This is a genomic window from Streptomyces sp. NBC_00457 (genome assembly GCF_036014015.1).
Classification (GTDB): Bacteria; Actinomycetota; Actinomycetes; order Streptomycetales; family Streptomycetaceae; genus Streptomyces.
Map to the genome: position 1 here is coordinate 7889541 of NZ_CP107905.1, position 15972 is coordinate 7905512.

Here is a 15972-nt window from a genome sequence, read left to right on the forward strand (position 1 = left end):
TAGAGGGGCGGGTTTCACGGGGGCGATTCCCTGCCTATCCTGAAGGGACCCCCCGGGTCGCCCCGGCGACTGCACGATGAGGAGGACTCCGTGCCGCTCTCGGAGCACGAGCAGCGAATGCTCGAGCAGATGGAGCGAGCGCTGTACGCCGAAGATCCCAAGTTCGCGACAGCGCTTGAGGGAAGCGGGCTGCGCACGTATACCCGGCGACGGGTCTACCAGGCGGTCGCGGGCTTCCTCGTAGGTATCGCGCTCCTCATGGCAGGAATGGTCGCCAAGCAGGTCTGGCTCAGCGTGGTGGGCTTCCTCGTCATGCTGGGTTGTGCGGTACTCGCCGTGACCGGCTGGCGCAAGGCTCCCAAGCCGGGTGAGCAGCCCGCCGCGGGTGCCCAGCCCGCGAGCCGTCAGGGACGGCAGCGGCGCTCCATGATGGACCGTATCGAACAGCGTTGGCAGCGCCGCCGGGATGAACAGGGCGGCGGCCATTAGCTCCACGCCCTGACTCTTTTGAGCATGGCGTGAGGGGGTGACCACCATCGGGTGGTCACCCCCTCACGCATGCCCTCCGGCCGCGCTCCGCCACGCGGCGGGGCCCCGCCTTCCGAGGCGCTGAGACTTCGGAGGGCGGGGCCCGAGGGAGTGGATTCAGCCAGGTTCCGCGACCGGGCGCGGCTCAGGGCCTGTCCGGCGGATCAGCCCGGCGCCGGACAGGCCCAAGCGCTCAGCTCTGCTGCCCCGACGGTTTGCGCAGGGTCGGCCGTGCGGCCGCCACGCGTGCCGTGAGGCCGGACCACCAGGCCGACGCCGCCCACACCACCCGTACGGCCGACCGCGGAACGAACAGCGTGCGCAGCTTGGTGCCGCGGCCGACCGTGCTCCGCAGGGTGCCGATCACCCGGCGGACATCGTCCGCGAGGCCCGCCGTCGGGCGCGGGTGCGGGGCGTAGAGCACCTGCTCCACCGCGTCCGCCACCCGGTGCACCGAGGCCGCGGCTGTGGGATCGAGCTGACCGAGCCGGACGATACGGGCCGCCGCCTTGCGCGGAGTCTGCGACTCTTCCGGCGAGATGCCGAAGTCCCAGGCGGTGTCCGTCAGTTCCTGCCAGACCGACAGGGTGTGCAGCGCCGTGCCGGCCTCGCTGCGGCCGTGCGCCCCCAGCCGTACGGACCGGATGCGCAGCCGCCACAGCATCGGTGCCAACGGGATCGCCACCGCCGCGAGCCCGCCGAGGATCCAGGCCAGGACGACGTACCATCTCGGGCCGTCGTCGCCACTGGTCAGTGCCGCCGCCTGGGACTCGCTCGGGCAGGCCTGCAGCTTCTTCTGCTCCGGCGTGCAGGACTCGCTCGCCGAGGTCGACGTGGACGGCGCGGCGCTCGTGGACTGGGTCGGCTGTGACACGTCCGGAAGCGTGCTGCCGGGGGCGTCCGGCTGCGTGTACTCCGGCGTCGTACCCCGCGTCGGCGTCGGCTCGAAGCGGGTCCAGCCCACGCCCTCGAAGTACAGCTCGGGCCAGGCGTGCGCGTCCCTCAGCGACACCGACACCGAACCGTCCGCCTGCTGTGAACCGGGCGCGAAGCCCACCGCCACCCGGGCGGGTATGCCCAGGCTGCGGGCCATCGCCGCCATCGAGAAGGAGAAGTGGACGCAGAAGCCCTGCTTGTCCTTGAGGAAGCGGGCGATCGCCGCGGAGCCGCTGCCGACCTGGACCTGGGTGTCGTACTGGAAGCCGCCGGTCAGCGAGAAGTACTCCTGCAGCTTGACCGCCTGCTCGTAGTGGTTGTCCGAACCCTCGGTGACCTCGCGGGCGGTCTCGGACACCACCGCGGGCAGCGACTCGGGCAGCTGGGTGTACTCGCGCTTCAGAGGCGGTTCGGCCTCCGGGGCCGAGGCCAGCTGTTCCGCCGTCGGCTGCACGTCGAGGCTCGTCACCTCGTACGTCTGGCCGCGGGTGCTCTGGCCGCGGTCGCCGACCAGGGTCATGCCCACGGGTTCGTACCGCCAGGTGCCGTCGATGTCGACGCCGCTCGGCGGGTACGGCATCGGCAGCCAGTCCTGGGCGTACCAGTCGGCCGCCGTGATGCGGCTCTGGACCACCGAGCGCCGGACATCGGGATCGAGGCCCGGCGGTGTCGGGAACTCGTCGGGCACGGGGCCGATATCGCGCCGGGACGGCTTCCACGTCGTGCCGTCGAAGTCGTCCAGGGACACGATCCGCAGATACAGGTCCGAGGCGTCCTCCGGGACGGTACGCAGGGACAGGACCTGGCGGTCCTCGTCCACGTTCAGACTGTCGCGCAGGGAGACCAGCGGGTTGACCGCGGAGATCGTGCCACCGCCTCCGTTGCCGGAGCCCACGCCCGTCCCGGCGCCGTCCAGCAGGCCGCCGTTCATCGCGGGCAGGGCCAGCGGCACCACCAGGGCGAGGCCGAGCGCGACCACGCCGATACGTCTGCCGGTGCGGATCGGCGCCACCGCGCCCCCGGACTCCATGCCAGGGCTGCGCGGGGCTCCGCCGAAGACCCGGCCCCACTGGGAGAGCCGGTCACGTCCCTCGGCGAGGAGCAGCGTCAGGTAGCCCGCGGCGGCGAGCAAGAACCACAGCCAGTCGGCGCCGCCGTCGGACAGCCCCGCGGCGACCGAGTACAGCGCGAGCAGCGGCAGTCCGGCCGGGGCCGCGGCGCGGAACGTCACCGCGAGGACGTCCACGGCCAGCCCGATGATCAGGACGCCGCCGACCAGCATCAGCCGGATGCCGGGGTTCAGCGGTGCCGGGATCGAGTAGCGGTTGATGTCGTCCGCGCCCTGCTGCAGCAGCACGCCGAACTGCTGGAAGGCGTCCGGCCCGGGGATCAGGCCGACGAGGGCCTGCTCCCGGACGAAGGCGAGGGTCAGCAGCATCAGCGTGACCAGCACCTGCACGGCCACGGTCAGCGGCCGGGCCAGTGGCACTCGCCGGGTCGCCGCGCCCACCCCTGTCTGGATCGCCAGCAGGAAGGCCGCCTGCAGCAGCCAGGTCGCCGGGTCGACCAGCGGCAGCAGGGCGCACGCCGACATCAGCGTGGCCGCCCAGGCGCACAGCGCCAGTCGTGCCCGTCCGCTCATGACCGTCCCTCCCCGCCGGCGGCGGCCAGACCGGTGCGCTCGCGGTCCGCCCGACGCCACAGCTCGTTCAGCGAAGCGCCCCGCGGCACGCTCACCGCTGTCCAGCCGGCCTCACGCAGCATCCGCAGCCGCTCCTCGCTACCGTCCAACGGCCCGGGGACATCGGTCGGTTCCCGCACCCACGTGTCACTGTCCAGCACGAAGGCGACCGCGCCTCCGCTGCGCTGGCGCATCTTCGCGGCGACCGCGGCCTGCTCCTCGTCGAGATCGCCGAGGAAGGCCACCAGCAGCCCTTCGTTGCCGCCGCGCAGCACGTCGTATGCGCGCGACAGACCCGCGCCGTCGGAGTGGTCGACCACCGCGAGGGTGTCCATCATCAGCCCGGCCGCGTCCGCCGACTCCTGGCTCGCGCCCGCGAACCCCTCGGCGCCCTCACCGGGCACCGAGGTGCCGGTGTCCGTCAACAGCCGCGCCGAGAAGCCCCGTTCGAGCATGTGCACCAGCACGGACGCGGCACCGGACACCGCCCACTCGAAGGCCGAGTCGGGGCCCGCGCCCTGATAGGCGAGGCCCCGGGTGTCGAGCAGCACCGTGCACCGGGAGCGCTGCGGCTGCTCCTCGCGGCGCACCATCAACTCGCCGTAGCGCGCGGTCAGTCGCCAGTGCACCCGGCGCAGATCGTCGCCGTAGCGATAGCCGCGCGGTATCACGTCGTCCTCGCCGGCCAGCGCCAGCGAGCGCTGCCGCCCGTCGCCGTACCCCTTCGCCTCACCGGTGAGCCGCACCGGCGGCAGCGGTTCCACGCGCGGGATGACGGTCAGGGTGTCGTACGTCGAGAAGGACCGGGTCAGTTCGCACATGCCGAACGGGTCGGTCAGGCGCAGTTGCAGGGGCCCGAGCGGGTAGCGGCCACGCAGGTCGGAGCGGACGCGGTAGGACACTTCGCGCCGGCCGCCCGCCTCCACCCGGTCCAGGACGAACCGGGGGCGCGGGCCGAGGACGTACGGCACCCGGTCCTGGAGCATCAGCAGGCCAGTGGGCAGCCGCGAGACGTTGTCCATCCGCAGATGGACCCGGGCCTCGCTGCCGGCGGGCACGCGCGCGGGGGAGAGCCGGCGGCTGCCGGCGACCCGGTAGCGGGTGCGGTAGAGCACGGTCGCGCAGACCAGGGGCAGCGCGGCCAGCAGCAGGCCGACCCGCAGCAGATCGCTCTGCCCGAGGACGTACGCGCAGATCGCCGCCGCCACTCCGGCGGCCAGGAAGGAGCGTCCCCGCGTGCTCAGCCCCGCCAGCGCCGTGCGCACACCGCCCTGCTCGCCCCGGTCGTCCTCCGTCGCGTGCGGAGTGCCACCGGTGGTCATCACAGCCTCCGCGGCGGCTGCTGGCCGTACGCGGTCGCGCCGTGGGCCAGGCCGATGCCGGGCTGCTGGGGCGCCGCGGGAACCGGGGTGCGCTGCAGGATCTCCTGCACGACCTGCTCCGCCGTACGGCGGTTCAGCTGGGCCTGGGCGGTGGGGAGCAGCCGGTGGGCCAGGACGGCCACCGCGAGCGCCTGGATGTCGTCCGGCAGCGCGTACTCCCGGCCGCTGAGGGCGGCCGACGCCTTCGCCGCGCGCAGCAGGTGCAGCGTCGCGCGCGGGGAGGCGCCGAGTCTGAGGTCGGGGTGGTTGCGCGTGGCGGCGACCAGCTCGACGGCGTACCGCCGGACCGTTTCGGCTACGTGCACCTCGCGCACGGCCTCGACCAGCTTCACGATCTCGTGCGCATGGGCCACCGGCTGGAGGTCGTCCAGGGGGTTCACCCCGCCGTGCACGTCCAGCATCTGCAGCTCGGCGTCCGCGCTCGGGTAGCCGATGGAGACACGGGCCATGAAGCGGTCCCGTTGGGCCTCCGGCAGCGGGTAGGTGCCCTCCATCTCGACCGGGTTCTGCGTGGCCACCACCATGAAGGGGCTCGGCAGCTCGTAGGTCTGCCCGTCGATGGTTACCTGGCGCTCCTCCATGGACTCCAGCAGCGCGGACTGCGTCTTCGGCGAGGCGCGGTTGATCTCGTCGCCGATCACGATCTGCGCGAAGATCGCGCCGGGCTTGAACTCGAAGTCACGGCGCTGCTGATCCCAGATGGACACACCTGTGATGTCCGAGGGCAGCAGGTCGGGCGTGAACTGAATACGCCGCACCGAACAGTCGATGGACCGCGCCAACGCCTTGGCCAGCATTGTCTTGCCCACACCTGGAACATCTTCGATCAGAAGATGCCCCTCGGCGAGCAGCACGGTCAGCGAAAGCCGTACGACCTCGGGCTTGCCCTCGATCACTCCTTCCACCGAACTGCGGACACGCTCCACAGTGGCGGTCAGATCAGTGAGGCTCGCTCGATCGTCATAGGTCGTCACCCGGCCCTCCTCGGCCCGTTCTGTCCGGGCCGTCGCGCTGTGCTGCGGACCGGCCCACCCCTGGAACACGGACACCACGCGTGAATAGTTCCGCGTGACGCCACACCCGCATTCTTGCTGCCGTTACCGTTTCGTGTCACTCGACTGTGGACAACTGGCCGCGATTTGCCGGTCCTATGACCATTTGGGCACCGCAGAACTTGAAATCAACAGCGAAACGACAGCTTTGGCGGCGGTTGAGCGGGCGCCGCGGCCGGTTACGCGGGGTCGATCTCACGCAGCCGGCCCGTCTTCACGTCGAATACGAAGCCCCGGATGTCGTCGGTGTGCAGCAGGAACGGCGAGGTGCGCACGCGCTGCATCGACTGCCGTACGTCCTGGTCGACGTCCCGGAAGGCCTCCACCGCCCAGGCGGGCCGCTGGCCGACCTCCATCTCCAGGTCGTGCCGGAACTCCTCGGTGAGGGTCTCCAGGCCGCAGCCGGTGTGGTGGATGAGAACGACGCTGCGCGTGCCGAGCGCGCGCTGGCTGATGGTCAGGGAGCGGATCACGTCGTCGGTGACCACGCCGCCCGCGTTGCGGATGGTGTGGCAGTCGCCCAGGTCGAGGCCGAGCGCGTCGTGCAGGTCGAGGCGGGCGTCCATACAGGCCACCACGGCGACTCGCAGCACGGGACGGGCGTCCATACCCGGGTCGGTGAACGCGGCGGCGTACCGCGCGTTGGCCTCTACGAGGCGATCGGTGACGGTGCCACTCGATATGGCGCCTTCGGGTCCAGCGGGAACTGATGCGGAGGTCGTCATACCCATGACGGTACTGGTCACGTCCGTTCCGGGCCCGCTGTGAGAGAGGACAAAGAACATCAATGAACCTTGTTGTGAGGTAACCCACAAGCGTGACCGGAGATCGCCCGGACGAGTGGTTTTCCGCGCCCGGCCGCTTCCTGCGCGCCCCGAGCCGCGACGCGCAGGCCGGTTGATTGACCGCGAGACAGCGTGGACTAAAGTGACGCGAAGCGGGAGGCGAGGCTCTCCCTGCTGGACTGAATTCCCCGGAGACCCCGGTGATGTTCCGGAGATCTCCTCGCGTGCGCGGCGCGTACGTACGGCTCGGCCTCCTCCCGCTCCCGGTCGGCTGACGCTTCCGGCGCCGGCAGGCCTTCCCCTTCTCGAGCGGGCGGGGACCCGGCGGTGCGTACGGGCCCGCCGGATCTGAGAGGGCCCCTTGAGCCAGAGTCGACACGTCCCGGTGATGCTCCAGCGGTGCCTGGACCTGTTGGCCCCCGCCCTCCAGGCCCCCGGAGCGGTGGTCGTCGACTGCACGCTCGGCCTCGGCGGCCACAGCGAAGCCCTGCTCAGGCAGTTCCCCGAGGCGCGGCTCGTCGCCCTCGACCGGGACAAGGAGGCCCTGCGCCTGTCCGGCGAGCGGCTCGCCCCCTTCGGCGAGCGGGCCACCCTGGTGCACGCCGTGTACGACGAGCTGCCGGACGTACTGGAACGGCTCGGCATCGCGCGCGTGCAGGGCGTCCTCTTCGACCTCGGCGTCTCCTCCATGCAGCTCGACGAGGCCGACCGCGGCTTCGCCTACGCCCAGGACGCGCCGCTGGACATGCGCATGGACCAGACGACCGGCATCAGCGCCGCCGAGGTCCTCAACACCTACCCGGCGGGTGACCTCGTCCGGATCCTGCGGATGTACGGCGAGGAGAAGCAGGCCAAGCGGATCGTCTCCGCGATCGTGCGGGAGCGCGAGAAGGAGCCGTTCAGCAACAGCGCCCGGCTCGTGGAGCTGATCCGGGACGCGCTGCCGCAGGCCGCCAAGCGCACCGGCGGCAACCCGGCCAAGCGCACCTTCCAGGCCCTGCGTATCGAGGTCAACGGGGAACTCTCCGTCCTGGAGCGGGCGATCCCGGCCGCCGTGAAGGTGCTCGACGTGGGCGGACGGATCGCCGTGCTGTCGTACCACTCGCTGGAGGACCGGCTGGTCAAGCAGGTGTTCGCGGCCGGCGCCGCCACCACCGCGCCCCCCGGACTGCCGGTCGTCCCCGAGCGCTACCAGCCGCGGCTCAAGCTGCTCACCCGCGGTGCCGAACTTCCCACCGAGGACGAGATCGCCGAGAACCGGCGAGCGGCACCGGCGCGACTGCGCGGAGCCCAGCGCGTCAGGGAAGACGTTGAGTAGGGGCGTGAGGGGCATGACGGGCGTGAGTGGGTTGGAAAACCGGACTCGCAGGTGGGTGAGTCGGTTGGGGAACCGGACTCAGGGGAGGGGCGAGTGAATAGGAAACCCCAACTGAGGGGGCGTGCGGCCCGTCTCGCACGCCTCATCCCAGGAGCCGGAGGCCGCAACCAGGCCGCCCGCACCCCCTTCGTCCTCCTGGTCGTCCTCCTCCTCGGCGGCGGTCTCATCGGACTCCTGGTGCTGAACTCGGCGCTCAGCGAAGGGGCGTTCAGACTCGACGACCTGCAGAAGGAGACCCAGAGCCTCACCGACGAGGAACAGGCCCTGCAGCGGGACATCGACGCCTATTCGGCCCCCGACGCCCTCCAGCGCCGGGCCCGCGAGCTCGGCATGATCCCCGGCGGCGACCCCGCCTTCCTCGACCCCGACGGCACCGTGAAGGGCGTCCCCTCACCCGCCGAGGGCGTCGTGAGCGACGCGTACGCCCCCCTCGTCCTCGCCCCCGAGGCACTGCCGGCCGACCCGGCGGCAGGCCCGGCCACGATCCCGACCCCCGCCCCCCTGGACGCCGCGGCGCTCCCGACGCCCGCCGCGCCCGCAGCACCGGCCCCCACCCCGACCACGAATTTCGGCAGGTGACGGAAGTGTCCGACAGGGAACCGCCGCGCCGCCGCGTGCCCGGCCCGGCCCGGCCCGACCGCCCCCGCGGCAGCGGCCAGCGGCGCCCCGGCCCCGGCGCCCGCCCGGCCCGCCGCCCGAACCCGGCCGCCGCCCGCTCCAACCGTCCCGGCGTCATCCGGCTGGGCAGCCCCCGCCCCCGGCTGCGCATGGTCAGCCTCGCGCTGACCCTCGTACTGCTCGCGTTCGTCGTACGACTGCTCCAGGTCCAGGCCGTCGACGCCGACACCCTGGCCGCCAAGGCCGGGCAGAACCGGTACGTCGGCCGCACCCTGTCCGCCGAACGCGGCGAGATCACCGACCGCAACGGCGTCGCGCTCGCCACCAGCGAGGACGCGTACGACATCACGGCCGACCCCACGCTGTTCAGCCGTGAGCAACTGAAGATCGACGACGGGCCCGAGCAGGCCGCCGCGCTCCTCGCGCCGATCCTCGGCGTGGACCAGGACGGCCTGGTCAAGAAGCTCAGGCCGGAGAACAAGGAGCTCCGCTACGCACTGCTGGCGCGGCGGCAGACACCGCAGGTCTGGCAGCAGATCAAGGACCTCAAGAGCACGCTGGCCACCAAGGCCGAGTCCGACAAGAGCACGGTCAACGTCCTCGCGGGCGTGCTCGCGGAACCCACCAGCAAGCGGGTCTACCCGAACAGCGAGCTGGCCGCCGGGATACTGGGCTGGGTCAACGCCGACGGCAAGGGCGGCGGCGGTGTCGAACGGCAGCTGAACTCGGAGCTGGCCGGCAAGGACGGCAAGATCCGCTACGCCCAGTCCGGTGGCCGCCAGGTGCCCACAGTCGCCTCGACCGAGACGCCCGCCGTGCCCGGCAGCGACGTCGAGCTGACCATCGACCGCGACATCCAGTGGGCCGCACAGAACGCGATCACCGAGCAGGTGCGTGAGTCCGAGGCGGACCGCGGCTACGTGATAGTGCAGGACACCAAGACCGGCGAGATCCTCGCCATGGCCAACTCGCCCGGCTTCGACCCCAACGACCTCTCCCAGGCCGACGCGGAGTCCCTGCACAACTGGGCCCTGGAGGACGCGTACGAGCCGGGCTCCACCGCCAAGGTCATGTCGATGGCCGCCGTCCTCGAGGAGAATGTCGCCACCCCGCTGACGCATGTCGTCGTGCCCAACCGGCTGCACCGCGGTGACCGGCTGTTCAAGGACGACATCGACCACGAGACCTGGTACCTGACGCTGAACGGCGTGCTCGCCAAGTCCAGCAACATCGGCACCATCCTGGCGACCGGCCAGCTCGGCAAGACCCAGGCCGAGTCCAACCGGATCCTGTACTCCTATCTGCGCAAGTTCGGCCTCGGCAGCTACAGCGGGCTCGGCATCCCCGGCGAGACCAAGGGCATCCTCGCGCCGCCCGGCCAGTGGTCGACCTCGCAGCAGTACACGATTCCTTTCGGCCAGGGCGTGTCCCTCAACGCGATGCAGGCGGCATCCGTCTACTCGACGATCGCCAACGGCGGCGTACGCGTGGAACCCTCGCTCGTCCGCGGCACCACGGGCGCCGACGGCCGCTTCACTCCCGCCGCGAAACCCGAGAAGACCAGGGTCGTCAGCGAGAAGACGGCCAAGACCCTCGCCCAGATGCTGGAGTCCGTCGTGGACGACCGGGACGGCACCGGCACCAAGGCGCGGATTCCCGGCTACCGCGTCGCGGGCAAGACGGGCACCGCCAACCGCGTGGATCCGGCCACCGGCAAGTACCACGGCTACACCTCGTCGTTCGCCGGATTCGCGCCGGCCGACAAGCCCCGTATCACCGTCTACTGCGCCATCCAGAACGCCACCGCGGGAAGCTACTTCGGCGGCCAGATCTGCGGACCCGTCTACAAGAAGGTCATGGAGTTCGCGCTGAAGACCCTTCAGGTCCCGCCGACCGGGGCCAAGCCCGCCAATCTGCCGGTCGAATACTGACCCTGATCAGCACCGAGCCACCAGGAACCCCCTCGTGACAACGATCACTCCCGATCCCGGGAACCAGGGCGCGGGCGCGCCCTCACTTCGCCCCGAAGCGGGTGCGCCGGGTACGCTCACCGCCGTGCCACACGCTGATCAGTCCCAAACCACTCAGAAGGGCGCACCCGTGACATATCCGGGGCCGCCCAGGCCGGTTCAGGTCTCCGCCACACCCCTCGCGGAGCTCGCCGATCAGCTGGGTGGTGCCGCGCGGCCGGAAGTCGCAGCCGAGGTCACGGGTATCACCCATGACTCGCGCGCCGTCCGCCCCGGCGACCTGTACGCCGCCCTCCCGGGCGCCCGGCTGCACGGCGCCGACTTCGTCACGCAGGCCGCCGGCCTCGGCGCCGTCGCCGTGCTGACCGACCCGACCGGCGCCGAACGCGCCGCGGCCACCGGGCTCCCGGTCCTGGTCGTCGACGACCCGCGCGGACGGATGGGCGAGCTGGCGGCCACGATCTACGGCCACCCCGGCCGGGACCTGCTCCAGATCGGCATCACCGGCACCTCGGGCAAGACCACGACCGCCTACCTCGTCGAGGGCGGCCTGAAGACGGTCAGGTCCACCGGGCTCATCGGCACGGTCGAGATGCGCATCGGCGAGGAGCGCATCAAGTCCGAGCGCACCACCCCCGAAGCCACCGACCTCCAGGCCCTGTTCGCCGTCATGCGCGAACGCGGCGTCGAGGCCGTCGCCATGGAGGTCTCCAGCCACGCGCTGGTCCTCGGCCGCGTCGACGGCTGCGTCTTCGACATCGCCGTCTTCACCAACCTCAGCCCGGAACACATGGAGTTCCACTCCGACATGGAGGACTACTTCCGGGCCAAGGCACAGCTCTTCACGCCGCAACGCAGCAAACTCGGCGTCGTCAACCTCGACGACGAGTACGGCCGCAGGCTCGCCAAGGAGTCCGCCGTCCCGGTCGTCACCTTCTCCGCCGAGGGCCATCCCGACGCCGACTGGCGCGCGGAGGACGTCCAGGTGGGGCCCATGGACTCGGCGTTCACCGCGATCGGCCCCAAGGGCGAGCGGATCGCCGCCAAGTCCCCGCTGGCGGGCCCCTTCAACGTCGCCAACACCCTCGCCGCGATCGTCGCCCTGGCCACCGCGGGCCTCGACCCGCAGGCCGCCGCCGACGGCATCGCCGCTGTGCCGGGCGTGCCGGGCCGGCTTGAGCGGGTGGACGCCGGTCAGCCGTATCTCGCGGTCGTGGACTACGCACACAAGACCGACGCCGTCGAATCGGTGCTCCGGGCCCTGCGCAAGGTCACCGAGGGCAAGCTGCACATCGTGCTCGGCTGCGGCGGCGACCGCGACAAGACCAAGCGCGAACCGATGGGCGCCGCCGCGGCCCGGCTCGCCGACACCGCCGTACTGACCTCCGACAACCCCCGCGGCGAGGACCCCCTCGCGATCCTCGCCACCATGCTTCAGGGCGCGGCGTCCGTGCCGGCATACGAGCGCGGCGAGGTCCAGGTCTTCGAGGACCGGGCCGCCGCGATCGCCGCCGCCGTCGCCCGCGCGCAGCCCAGGGACACCGTGCTGGTCGCGGGCAAGGGCCACGAGCAGGGCCAGGACATCGCCGGGGTGGTCCGTCCCTTCGACGACCGCCAGGTGCTTCGCGAAGCAATCCGGAAAACCCAGGGATGAGAATCCAGAAGACCCAGGGGATGAACTTGTGATCGCCCTCTCTCTCGCCGAGATCGCAGCAGTCGTCGGCGGGCAGACGCACGACATACCGGATCCGTCCGTCCAGGTCACGGGACCGGTCGTCCGGGACTCCCGTGAGGCGGGCCCCGGCAGTCTTTTCGTCGCCTTCGTCGGCGAGCGCGTGGACGGCCACGACTTCGCGGACGGGGTCGTCGCGGCGGGAGCGGCCGCCGTCCTGGCGTCCCGCCCCGTGGGCGTCCCCGCCATCGTGGTCGAGGACGTCCAGGCAGCCCTCGGCGCGCTCGCGCGTCATGTCGTACGACGGCTCGGCACGACCCTCGTGGCGCTGACCGGCTCCGCCGGCAAGACCAGCACCAAGGACCTCATCGCCCAGGTGCTCCAGCGCAAGGCGCCGACCGTGTGGACACCCGGCTCGTTCAACAACGAGATCGGACTGCCGCTGACCGCGCTGAGCGCCACCGAGGAGACGAAGTTCCTCGTCCTGGAGATGGGTGCCCGCGGCATCGGCCACATCCGCTACCTCACGGATCTGACGCCCCCGAAGATCGGCCTCGTCCTGAACGTCGGCACCGCCCACATCGGCGAGTTCGGCGGCCGGGAGCAGATCGCGCAGGCCAAGGGCGAACTCGTAGAGGCACTTCCGGAAGACGGCGCGGCGATTCTCAACGCCGACGATCCGCTCGTACGGGCCATGGCATCCCGTACGAAGGCGAAGGTGATCCTTTTCGGAGAGTCCGGCGAAGCGGACGTACGCGCCGAGAACGTGAGACTCACGGACAGTGGACAACCCGCCTTCCTGCTTCGAACACCCTCCGGTGCAAGCGAAGTGACCATGCGCCTGTACGGTGAGCACCACGTGTCGAACGCGCTCGCCGCGGCCGCCGTCGCCCATGAGCTGGGCATGTCCGCGGAAGAGATCGCCACCGCGCTCTCCGAGGCGGGCTCCCTCTCCCGCTGGCGGATGGAGGTCACCGAGCGCCCGGACGGTGTGACGGTCGTCAACGACGCCTACAACGCGAACCCCGAGTCCATGCGAGCCGCCCTGCGCGCGCTCGCGGCCATGGGCAAGGGGCGGCGGACCTGGGCGGTGCTCGGCAAGATGGCCGAGCTCGGGGACGAGGCTCTCGCCGAGCACGACGCGGTCGGACGGCTCGCCGTCCGGCTCAACGTCAGCAAGCTCGTCGCTGTCGGGGGAAGGGAAGCGTCCTGGCTGCAACTGGGCGCATATAACGAGGGTTCGTGGGGTGAGGAGTCGGTGCACGTGTCCGACGCACAGGCGGCGATCGACCTGTTGCGCAGCGAATTGCGCCCGGGAGACGTCGTACTCGTGAAGGCGTCCCGGTCGGTCGGGCTCGAGAGCGTGGCGCAGGCGCTCGTCGGGACCGGTGCCGAGGGTGAGGTTGCCGCCCGATGATGAAGCAGATCCTGTTCTCAGGAGTCATTGGCCTCTTTCTGACCCTGGTCGGCACCCCGCTGCTGATCAAGCTGCTGGCCCGCAAGGGCTACGGCCAGTACATCCGGGACGACGGCCCGCGTGAGCACGCCAGCAAGCGCGGTACGCCGACGATGGGCGGTATCGCCTTCATCTTCGCGACCGTCGCCGCCTACTTCCTGTCCAAGCTGATCACCGGCTACTCGGTGACCTACTCGGGTGTGCTCGTCCTCGGCCTGATGGTCGGCATGGGTCTGGTCGGCTTCCTCGACGACTACATCAAGATCGTCAAGCGGCGCTCGCTGGGTCTGCGGGCCAAGGCGAAGATGGCCGGCCAGTTGCTCGGAGGCATCTCCTTCGCAGTGCTGGCGCTGCAGTTCGAGGATGTCCGCGGCAACACCCCGGCGTCCACGAAACTGTCGTTCATCACCGACTTCGGCTGGACGATCGGCCCGGTGCTGTTCGTCGTCTGGGCGCTGTTCATGATCCTCGCGATGTCGAACGGCGTGAACCTCACCGACGGTCTGGACGGTCTGGCCACCGGCGCCTCCGTGCTCGTCTTCGGCGCCTACACCTTCATCGGCGTGTGGCAGTTCCAGGAGTCGTGCGCCAACGCGACGGACCTCACCAACCCGGGCGCCTGTTACGAGGTGCGCGATCCGCTCGACCTCGCGGTCATCTCCGCCGCGCTGATGGGCGCCTGCCTCGGCTTCCTGTGGTGGAACACCTCGCCCGCCAAGATCTTCATGGGTGACACCGGTTCGCTCGCTCTCGGCGGTGTCCTCGCGGGCCTGGCGATCTGCTCCCGCACCGAGCTGCTGATCGCCATCCTCGGCGGCCTGTTCGTCCTGATCACGATGTCGGTGGTCATCCAGGTCGGCTCCTTCCGCATGACCGGGAAGCGCGTGTTCCGAATGGCGCCACTCCAGCACCACTTCGAACTCAAGGGCTGGTCGGAAGTGCTCGTCGTGGTCCGCTTCTGGATCATTCAGGGCATCTGTGTGATCGTCGGACTGGGCCTCTTCTACGCGGGATGGGCAGCGGACAAGTGACCTCCTCGGAGCCCTTCGAGTTTCAGGGCAAGCACGTCACCGTCGCCGGTCTTGGCGTCTCCGGCGTCCCGGCGGCCAAGGTCCTGCACGGCCTCGGCGCGCACGTCACCGTCGTCAACGACGGCGACGACGCACGCGCGCGTGCCGAGGCCGCGGAGTTGGAGGCGCTCGGTGTCAGCGTCCGCCTCGGCGACGGCGCGACCCTGCCCGAGGGCACCGACCTGATCGTCACCGCACCCGGCTGGAAGCCGGACAAGCCGCTGTTCGTGGCGGCACATGAAGCGGGCATCGACATCTGGGGCGATGTCGAACTCGCCTGGCGCCTGCGCGGCCCGGACGCAGCCCCCTGGCTCGCCGTCACCGGCACCAACGGCAAGACCACCACCGTCCAGATGCTCGCCTCGATCCTGAAGGCGGCGGGCCTGCGCACGGCCGCCGTCGGCAACATCGGCGTCTCCCTGCTGGACGCGGTGCTCGGCGAGGAGCAGTACGACGTCCTCGCGGTCGAACTCTCCAGTTACCAGCTCCACTGGGCGCCCTCCCTGCGCGCGCATTCGGCAGCCGTCCTCAACCTCGCCCCCGACCATCTCGACTGGCACGGCTCCATGGAGGCGTACGCCGCCGACAAAGGCCGTATCTACGAGGGCAATCGCGTCGCCTGTGTCTACAACGTCGCCGACAAAGCCACCGAGGACCTGGTGCGCGAGGCCGACGTCGAGGAGGGCTGCCGGGCCGTCGGCTTCACCCTCGGCACCCCCGGGCCCTCCCAACTCGGCGTCGTGGACGGCATCCTGGTCGACCGCGCCTTCGTCGAGAACCGGCAGAAGAACGCCCAGGCACTCGCCGAGGTCTCCGACGTCGACCCGCCGGCCCCGCACAACATCGCCAACGCCCTTGCCGCCGCCGCCCTCGCGCGCGCCTACGGCGTGCCGGCAGCGGCCGTACGGGACGGGCTGCGTGCCTTCACCCCGGACGCCCACCGCATCGCGCATGTCGCCGACGTGGACGGGGTGGCCTACGTCGACGACTCCAAGGCGACCAACACACACGCGGCCCAGGCCTCGTTGGCGGCGTACGACTCGATCGTCTGGATCGCGGGCGGTCTGGCGAAGGGCGCGACCTTCGACGAGCTGGTCGCCAAGTCTGCCGAGCGGCTGCGCGCGGTGGTGCTGATCGGCGCCGACCGTGCGCTGATCCGTGAAGCCCTGGTGCGACACGCGCCCGAGGTACCCGTCGTCGACCTCGACCGGACCGACACTGGGGCGATGCTCGCGGCGGTCCAGGAGGCGCGGCGACTCGCCGTTGCCGGAGACACGGTGCTGTTGGCACCCGCCTGTGCCTCCATGGACATGTTCGTCAACTACAACAAGCGTGGAGACGCGTTCGCGGACGCCGTTCGCGAACTCGGCGCCTGACCGACCCCGGCCGCCGGCTGCCGGGCGACCTTGGGAGGGACGCGTGGAGCCGTCGAGGCCGACGTACA

The 15972-nt window shown here is 70.9% G+C and carries 12 protein-coding genes; 8 read left to right on the forward strand and 4 right to left on the reverse strand.

Going from position 1 to position 15972, the window contains the following annotated elements; genetic code table 11:
* Positions 1 to 90 precede the first annotated feature (90 nt).
* A complete protein-coding gene (locus OG828_RS36030; RefSeq protein WP_210576139.1) occupies positions 91 to 489 on the forward strand; it encodes a DUF3040 domain-containing protein in 399 nt (132 codons plus the stop codon).
* 232 nt (positions 490 to 721) lie between these two features.
* On the opposite strand, the gene OG828_RS36035 is transcribed toward OG828_RS36030, so the two are convergent.
* From OG828_RS36035 to OG828_RS36050, 4 genes are all read right to left on the reverse strand, one after another.
* Entirely contained in the window at positions 722 to 3106 is a 2385-nt protein-coding gene (locus OG828_RS36035) for a transglutaminase TgpA family protein (RefSeq protein WP_328503533.1), read from the reverse strand.
* The gene (locus tag OG828_RS36040) at positions 3103 to 4467 is read right to left on the reverse strand and encodes a DUF58 domain-containing protein (RefSeq protein WP_328366249.1); all 1365 of its coding nucleotides are present in this window, start codon (positions 4465 to 4467) and stop codon (positions 3103 to 3105) included. Before OG828_RS36040 ends, OG828_RS36035 begins: the two co-directional genes overlap by 4 nt.
* Entirely contained in the window at positions 4467 to 5501 is a 1035-nt protein-coding gene (locus tag OG828_RS36045; RefSeq protein ID WP_328366252.1) for an AAA family ATPase, read from the reverse strand. The genes OG828_RS36040 and OG828_RS36045 overlap by 1 nt, the downstream gene beginning before the upstream one ends.
* Positions 5502 to 5758: 257 nt before the next feature.
* Positions 5759 to 6304, reverse strand: a complete 546-nt coding sequence (locus OG828_RS36050; RefSeq protein ID WP_328366255.1) for a beta-class carbonic anhydrase — start codon at positions 6302 to 6304, stop codon at positions 5759 to 5761.
* A 421-nt stretch (positions 6305 to 6725) separates the two neighbouring features.
* On the opposite strand from OG828_RS36050, the gene rsmH reads away from it, so the two are divergent.
* The 7 genes from rsmH (at position 6726) to murD (ending at position 15904) form a co-directional block, all read left to right on the forward strand.
* Positions 6726 to 7682, forward strand: a complete 957-nt coding sequence (gene rsmH, locus OG828_RS36055; RefSeq protein WP_328366257.1) for a 16S rRNA (cytosine(1402)-N(4))-methyltransferase RsmH — start codon at positions 6726 to 6728, stop codon at positions 7680 to 7682.
* Between the two features lie 93 nt (positions 7683 to 7775).
* Positions 7776 to 8321: a septum formation initiator family protein gene (locus tag OG828_RS36060; RefSeq protein ID WP_328441119.1), complete on the forward strand. Its 546-nt coding sequence runs from the start codon at positions 7776 to 7778 to the stop codon at positions 8319 to 8321.
* 5 nt (positions 8322 to 8326) lie between these two features.
* Complete coding sequence (locus tag OG828_RS36065; protein ID WP_443062461.1) at positions 8327 to 10291, forward strand: peptidoglycan D,D-transpeptidase FtsI family protein; 1965 nt, start codon at positions 8327 to 8329, stop codon at positions 10289 to 10291.
* A gap of 169 nt (positions 10292 to 10460) precedes the next feature.
* Positions 10461 to 11984 carry a UDP-N-acetylmuramoyl-L-alanyl-D-glutamate--2,6-diaminopimelate ligase gene (locus tag OG828_RS36070; RefSeq protein ID WP_328503534.1) on the forward strand — a complete coding sequence of 508 codons (1524 nt, stop codon included), beginning with the start codon at positions 10461 to 10463 and terminating at the stop codon, positions 11982 to 11984.
* A 28-nt stretch (positions 11985 to 12012) separates the two neighbouring features.
* Complete coding sequence (locus OG828_RS36075; RefSeq protein ID WP_328366265.1) at positions 12013 to 13419, forward strand: UDP-N-acetylmuramoyl-tripeptide--D-alanyl-D-alanine ligase; 1407 nt, start codon at positions 12013 to 12015, stop codon at positions 13417 to 13419.
* Complete coding sequence (gene mraY, locus OG828_RS36080) at positions 13419 to 14489, forward strand: phospho-N-acetylmuramoyl-pentapeptide-transferase (protein ID WP_328372479.1); 1071 nt, start codon at positions 13419 to 13421, stop codon at positions 14487 to 14489. Before OG828_RS36075 ends, mraY begins: the two co-directional genes overlap by 1 nt.
* The gene (murD, locus tag OG828_RS36085) at positions 14471 to 15904 is read left to right on the forward strand and encodes a UDP-N-acetylmuramoyl-L-alanine--D-glutamate ligase (protein ID WP_328503535.1); all 1434 of its coding nucleotides are present in this window, start codon (positions 14471 to 14473) and stop codon (positions 15902 to 15904) included. Before mraY ends, murD begins: the two co-directional genes overlap by 19 nt.
* Positions 15905 to 15972 lie beyond the last annotated feature (68 nt).

Coding starts and splice junctions, on each gene's coding strand:
- murD (WP_328503535.1), top strand. CDS start 14,471: ATGGGCAGCGGACAAGTGACCTCCTCGGAGCCCTTCGAGTTTCAGGGC.
- OG828_RS36040 (WP_328366249.1), bottom strand. CDS start 4,467: ATGACCACCGGTGGCACTCCGCACGCGACGGAGGACGACCGGGGCGAG.
- mraY (WP_328372479.1), top strand. CDS start 13,419: ATGAAGCAGATCCTGTTCTCAGGAGTCATTGGCCTCTTTCTGACCCTG.
- OG828_RS36035 (WP_328503533.1), bottom strand. CDS start 3,106: ATGAGCGGACGGGCACGACTGGCGCTGTGCGCCTGGGCGGCCACGCTG.
- OG828_RS36050 (WP_328366255.1), bottom strand. CDS start 6,304: ATGACGACCTCCGCATCAGTTCCCGCTGGACCCGAAGGCGCCATATCG.